6 protein-coding genes and 1 pseudogene are annotated in these 5,528 nt (G+C 71.7%); 3 read left to right on the top strand and 4 right to left on the bottom strand.

Annotation, left to right across the window (positions count from 1 at the left end; translation table 11 throughout):
• The 3 genes and pseudogenes from FOE67_RS15155 to FOE67_RS15145 all read left to right on the top strand — a co-directional run.
• Positions 1–114: pseudogene (locus tag FOE67_RS15155) on the top strand (peptidase); the annotation flags it as partial.
• 361 nt (positions 115–475) lie between these two features.
• Entirely contained in the window at positions 476–1,288 is an 813-nt protein-coding gene (locus FOE67_RS15150; RefSeq protein ID WP_182664545.1) for an SAM-dependent methyltransferase, read from the top strand.
• Positions 1,285–3,444 carry a putative bifunctional diguanylate cyclase/phosphodiesterase gene (locus FOE67_RS15145; protein WP_323384955.1) on the top strand — a complete coding sequence of 720 codons (2,160 nt, stop codon included), beginning with the start codon at positions 1,285–1,287 and terminating at the stop codon, positions 3,442–3,444. Before FOE67_RS15150 ends, FOE67_RS15145 begins: the two co-directional genes overlap by 4 nt.
• A gap of 117 nt (positions 3,445–3,561) precedes the next feature.
• Here the strand turns inward: FOE67_RS15145 and FOE67_RS15140 are convergent, their stop codons facing one another.
• Genes FOE67_RS15140 through FOE67_RS15125 form a run of 4 tightly spaced genes read right to left on the bottom strand, consistent with a single transcriptional unit; the run spans position 3,562 to position 5,496 of the window.
• Complete coding sequence (locus FOE67_RS15140; RefSeq protein ID WP_182664544.1) at positions 3,562–4,143, bottom strand: GAF domain-containing protein; 582 nt, start codon at positions 4,141–4,143, stop codon at positions 3,562–3,564.
• Positions 4,103–4,720 (bottom strand): GTP-binding protein, encoded by a 618-nt coding sequence (locus tag FOE67_RS15135; RefSeq protein WP_182664543.1) that lies wholly within the window; start codon positions 4,718–4,720, stop codon positions 4,103–4,105. Before FOE67_RS15135 ends, FOE67_RS15140 begins: the two co-directional genes overlap by 41 nt.
• Positions 4,698–5,075 carry a DUF742 domain-containing protein gene (locus FOE67_RS15130; protein ID WP_182664542.1) on the bottom strand — a complete coding sequence of 126 codons (378 nt, stop codon included), beginning with the start codon at positions 5,073–5,075 and terminating at the stop codon, positions 4,698–4,700. Before FOE67_RS15130 ends, FOE67_RS15135 begins: the two co-directional genes overlap by 23 nt.
• A 4-nt stretch (positions 5,076–5,079) precedes the next feature.
• A complete protein-coding gene (locus FOE67_RS15125; protein ID WP_182664541.1) occupies positions 5,080–5,496 on the bottom strand; it encodes a roadblock/LC7 domain-containing protein in 417 nt (138 codons plus the stop codon).
• Positions 5,497–5,528 lie beyond the last annotated feature (32 nt).

Genomic DNA, 5,528 nt, shown 5'->3' with positions numbered 1-5,528 from the left:
CCCACCGGCAACTCCACCGGCCCCCACCTCCACTTCGAGATCCGGACCGGTCCCGGTTTCGGCACCGACATCGACCCGATCGCCTATCTCCGGCAGAACGGCGTCGGCATCTGACCCACGCGCCGCCGCGCCGCTTCCCGGAGCCGGGAAGCGGCGCGGGGCCGGAAGGATGTCGGAAAACGACCGCCGGGCCCTCTTCCGGGAGGGCCCGGGGCATATGCCCGGCACACCTCCCCGACCCGGCGGGGGAGGCGAACACCGCGGCGCGCAGGGCGAGTCGAGTGGTTCGCGGGGGCGTTTTCCCCCGTGCACCGGGGTGTCATCGGCAAGCGCCGTCTTACATCCGGCGAATCCGTGCATATGCCCACCGAACACCCCACCGGCGGAACCTTCACCACCGGTTTGCTTCCCTACCCGCCCCGCCGGTCAGTACGCTCTGCCCGGACTCCAAATCACCGAGCCCCGGGAGATGTTGATGGAGCGACCCGACTGGGCCCCGCAGGGAATCGACCTGTCCGTGCCGAGCGTCGCGCGCATGTACGACTACTACCTGGGCGGATCCCACAACTTCGAGGCCGACCGGGTCGCGGCCCGCGCGGCCATGGAGGCGTTCCCGGGCCTGCCGAAGATCATGCAGGCGAACCGGGCCTTCATGCGGCGCGCGGTCCGGTACGCGGTCGATCGGGGCATCACCCAGTTCCTCGACATCGGCTCGGGAATACCCACCTTCGGCAACGTCCACGAGGTGGCGCGCGCCGCCCACCCCGGGGCCCGGGTGCTGTACGTGGACCGGGACCCGGTGGCCGTCGCGCACAGTCGCGCCGTCCTGGAGGGTGACCCGCTCACCCGCGTCCTGGCCGCCGACTTCCGTGAGCCGGAGGCCGTGCTGAACAGCCCGGAGGCACGCGAACTGCTGGACCCCGACCGTCCGATCGCGCTGTTGCTGGTGGCACTGCTGCACTTCGTCGAGGACGCGGACAAGCCGCTGGAGGCGATGGCGGGCTACCGCGCCGCGATGGCCCCCGGCAGCCTGCTGATCCTCACCCACGCCTCGACCGACACCGGCCCGCGCACCCGGGAGGAGGGCAACGCGGTCACCGACGTGTACCGCCGGGGCGGCAACAACCTGGTGATGCGCAACCGGGAGGAGGTCTCGGCCTTCTTCGAGGGCATGGAGATGGTCGACCCCGGTCTGGTGCCCATGCCCGAGTGGCGGCCCGAGGGCCCGCTGGACCAGGAGGACCCCGTGGTCTTCACCGGCTTCGCCGGAGTGGGACGCACGGCGTGACACCTGCCCACCCGGGGGCGGCACGGGAAGCGGGCGGCACGCCGGAGCCCCCGGACGGACCGGAGCGGTTCGCCCGCATCTGGTGCCGTGCCGTCTACCCGTCCACGGCCACCTCGATGACCCGGGAGGAGTTCTCCGAGCTCCTGCTGGAGCTGACCCGTCGACTGACCACCGCCCTGCACGCCCTTCCCTTCGATCCGGTGCCCGGCCAGGCGGTGGGCGAGGAACTGGTGCGCGCCCACTGCACCGGCGCCGACTCGCTCCCCCGGATCCTGGGGGTCATCGACGCCTACCTCCTCCTCTACTGCCTGGAGCCCGAGCGGCTGGAGACCGAGGAGGCGCGGGTGCGCTGCACCCGCCTGCAGCACGCGATCGCCACCGGTTTCGCGCGTGCCCTGCAGGAACGCACCCGCAGCGAGCAGGAGACGCTCTCGCGGGCCGCCCTGACCGCCCAGAAGGAGATCGCCGGGGCGCTGCACGAGAGCGAGGCCCGTTTCCGGGCGATCTTCCGCGACGCGGCACTGGGCATCGGGATCGCCGACATGGAGGGGCGGATCCTCGACTTCAACGAGTCGCTGGCACGGATGCTGGGAGGATCGGACTACCACATCCGCAGCCGGAACGTGCGGGACTGGACCCACCCGGACGACGCGCCGGAGGTCTGGCGGCTCCAGGGCGAACTGATGCGCGGGGAGCGCGACCACTACCGGGTGGAGAAGCCCTACCCCCGCAGCGACGGCACCGTGCTGTGGACCAACCTCACCGTCTCGCTGCTGAGGGACCCCAACGGCGAGCCGCAGTACATGCTGGCGATGATGGAGGACATCTCCGAGCGCAGGCTGTTCAACCTGCGGCTGCGCTACCAGGCCACCCACGACGAGCTGACCCACCTCCCCAACCGCGCGCTGTTCTTCGAGCGGCTGGAGCAGGCGCTGAACCACGACAGCGGGTACCGGCGCGTCGGGCTGTGCTACCTGGACCTGGACGGCTTCAAGGCGGTCAACGACAGCCTGGGGCACGCCGTGGGCGATCAACTGCTGATCGCGGTGGCCGAACGGCTGGAGGAGGCCCTGGCCGGGCGGGGCCGCCTGCTGGCCCGGATCGGCGGTGACGAGTTCGTCGCCATGGTGCTGGACCCCTCCTCCCCCGCGGAGGTCGTGCGGTTGGCCCAGCGGGCCCTGGAGTCGCTCTCCTCCCCGGTGGAGGTCGGCGGACGCGAACTGATGGTGCGCACCAGCATCGGCGTGGTCGAGGGCGCGGTGCGGGAGCTGAGCTCCTCGGAGATGCTGCGCAGCGCCGAGATCACCATGTACCGGGCCAAGTCCGAGGGCGGCAACCGCTACGCGGTGGCCGATCCGGACTCCGACGCCCGCGCCATCAGCCGGCACCACCTGACGCACCATCTGCCGGGCGCGTTGAAGGGGTGCGAGTTCTTCATCGAGTACCAGCCCCTGATCCGGATGGCCGACGGGCGCACGGAGGGCGCCGAGGCGCTGGTGCGGTGGAGTCACCCCCGCCACGGCGTGCTGGGACCGGACCGGTTCATACCGCTGGCCGAGCACACGGGGCTGATCGTGCCGTTGGGGCGCTGGGTGCTGCGCGAGGCGGTGCGCCAGGCCCGCGAGTGGCAGGACGAGGGCAGGGGCGGGACCGAGCCGCTGCGGGTGAACGTCAATCTCTCCCCGCGTCAGCTCCACCACCCGGATCTGGTGGAGGAGACGGTGGGGGTGCTCGAGGAGTTCTCGCTGTCCCCGGAGGCCCTGTGCCTGGAGGTCACCGAGAGCGCCATGGTGCGGGCCGACGACCACGAGTTGAAGCCGCTGCGCAAGCTCTCGGAGCTGGGGGTGGGCATAGCGCTGGACGACTTCGGGACGGGCTACTCGAACCTGGCGAGCCTGCGCCGGTTGCCGGCGGGCACCCTGAAGCTGGACCGCTCCTTCACCGAGGGGCTCCAGCACCACCCGGCCGACCCGGTGGACCTGAAGATCGTGGACGGCATCGTGTCGCTGGCCCACACCCTGGGTCTGGCGGTGACCGTGGAGGGCGTGGAGACCTCCGGCCAGGCCGACCGGCTCCGGGAACTGGGATGCGACTCGGCGCAGGGGTGGTACTACGCCCGTCCCGGCCCCCCGGAGCAGCTGCCGGTCACCGTGTGAGGGCGGTCCGGGCCCCGGGACGCGTCGGTGGCCGATGGGGGGCCGACGGCCCGCCGCTCCCCCGTACCGTCCCCTGGTCGAACGTCCCGCGCCCCCGAACGGGCTCCGGCGACGTCGTCAGTGACCGGCCGTCGCGCTGCCGGCGGGGCGCGGCTCGCCCCGGAGCGTCACCGCCATCTCGGCGGCCATCGCCTTGATGGTCTCCAGTCCCCGGCGGCCCCAGGACATCGGTTCACGGGCCATCACGCAGACCGTGCCCAACGCCATCCCCGAGTGGTCCGTGATCGGGGCCCCCATGTAGGCGCGGATGCCGAGGGCGTCGACCACCGGGTTGCCGGCGAAGCGCGAGTAGTCGCGGACGTCCTCCAGCACCAGCGCCCGGCGGCGCACGACCACGTGCGGACAGTAGCCGTGGTCCAGATCCATCACCCGTCCCGGGCCGGTCCCCCCGTCGTTCCCGGGGGTCGGCGGTCGGTCGGTCTCCGGGGTGTACAGGCCGGCGAAGTACTGTCCCCTGCCGTCGATGAGGTTGACCATCGCGAACGGCGCCCCGCAGGCCGCGGCCAGGCGCCGGGCGAAGGCGTCGAACTCCGGCCGGGGTTCCCGGCCGACACCCAGTTCCCGCAGGCGTTCCACCCGGCGCGGGGCGTCGGCGTCCTCAGGGGTGAGCAACAGGTGGGTGACGGGGTCGTACGACATCGGCATGTTTGCTCCCGCGGTCGATCAGGTGCTGGACGAGGGTGATGAGCGCGTCGGTGCCCGACGCCGCCTGTCGGGCGTCGCACATCACCACGGGGACACCGGGGTCGAGGTCGAGGGCCTCGCGCACCTCGTCGGGGGTGTACCGGTGGGCGTGGTCGAACTCGTTGATCGCGATGATGAAGCCCAGGCCGCGGCGTTCGAAGAAGTCGACGGCCGCGAAGCAGTCCTGCAGGCGCCGGGTGTCGGCGAGGACGACCGCCCCCAGCGCGCCCTCGCACAGTTCGTCCCACATGAACCAGAAGCGCTCCTGTCCGGGGGTGCCGAACAGGTAGAGCACGTGGTGGGGCCCCAGGGTGATCCGTCCGAAGTCCATCGCGACGGTCGTGGTGGTCTTCTCCTCCACGCCCTCGAGGTCGTCGGTGCCGATGCTCGCCCGGGTGAGCAGTTCCTCCGTGCTGAGCGGCTCGATCTCGCTCACGGCCCCCACGAAGGTCGTCTTGCCGACTCCGAAGCCGCCCGCGATCAGGATCTTCACTGCCGTGGGGAACGGATCAGAGCCGTGTGCGGAGTCCATGCAGGACCGCCTCCAACAGGTCTGGATCGGTGGGATCGGGGGTGCCGGGGGCGGGGTCCCTCGTGGTCACGACGTCCAGGTCCACGAGGTCGGAGAGGAGCACCTTGACGACGGTCGCCGGGAGCCGGAGTTGGGCGGCGAGTTCGGCGACCGAGACGGGGGTCCGGGCCAACTCCAGGATGCGGCAGTGATCCGGACCGGGGTACTCCGCGGGCTCCGCGCCGGTCGCCATCACCATGGTCAGGAGGTTGAACTCCGAGGTCGGACGGGTGCGTCCGTCGCTGACGGTGTAGGGACGGACGAGACGTCCGGCCCTCTCGTCCACCCACGGCTGCTCCCCGCGCGACTCCGGCATCGGCTCACTGCCCGGCGGACCGGCGCGCCGGTGTGGCCAGGACGGGACGGACGCTCTTGACGAGCATTCCCATCTCGTAGCCCAGCACGGCGGCGTCCGCCTCGCGGCCGGCCAGGACGGCGAGGCAGGCGCCCTGTCCGGCGGTGGAGACGAACAGCAGGGTGGTCTCCAGCTCGACCACCACCTGCTTGACCTCGCTGTTGTCCGCGAAGCGGGCCCCGGTGCTGCGGGCCAGCGAGTAGAGGCCGGAGGAGAGGGCCGCCAGGTGGTCGGCGGCGTCGGTGTCCAGTCCGTGAGCGGCCTTGACCAGGCCGTCGCTGGACAGCAGGAGCGCGCTGCGGGTGTGCGGGACCCGCTGGACGAGGCCGGTCAGCAGCCAGGACAGGTCGGTGTTGGCGCCGGCGGGTGCTTCACTCACCATGGTCGACTGGTTCTCCTCGGTTGTCCCCGGTG

Source organism: Streptomyces calidiresistens (genome assembly GCF_014141525.1).
Lineage (GTDB): Bacteria > Actinomycetota > Actinomycetes > Streptomycetales > Streptomycetaceae > Streptomyces > Streptomyces calidiresistens.
The sequence above is the reverse complement of the archived record's forward strand: the minus strand, read 5'-3'. Positions and strand labels throughout refer to the sequence as shown.

What these genes read in the sequence shown, in the direction of transcription:
- FOE67_RS15150 (WP_182664545.1), top strand. Translation starts at nt 476, where the DNA reads ATGGAGCGACCCGACTGGGCCCCGCAGGGAATCGACCTGTCCGTGCCG.
- FOE67_RS15140 (WP_182664544.1), bottom strand. Translation starts at nt 4,143, where the DNA reads ATGTCGTACGACCCCGTCACCCACCTGTTGCTCACCCCTGAGGACGCC.
- FOE67_RS15135 (WP_182664543.1), bottom strand. Translation starts at nt 4,720, where the DNA reads ATGGACTCCGCACACGGCTCTGATCCGTTCCCCACGGCAGTGAAGATC.
- FOE67_RS15130 (WP_182664542.1), bottom strand. Translation starts at nt 5,075, where the DNA reads ATGCCGGAGTCGCGCGGGGAGCAGCCGTGGGTGGACGAGAGGGCCGGA.
- FOE67_RS15125 (WP_182664541.1), bottom strand. Translation starts at nt 5,496, where the DNA reads ATGGTGAGTGAAGCACCCGCCGGCGCCAACACCGACCTGTCCTGGCTG.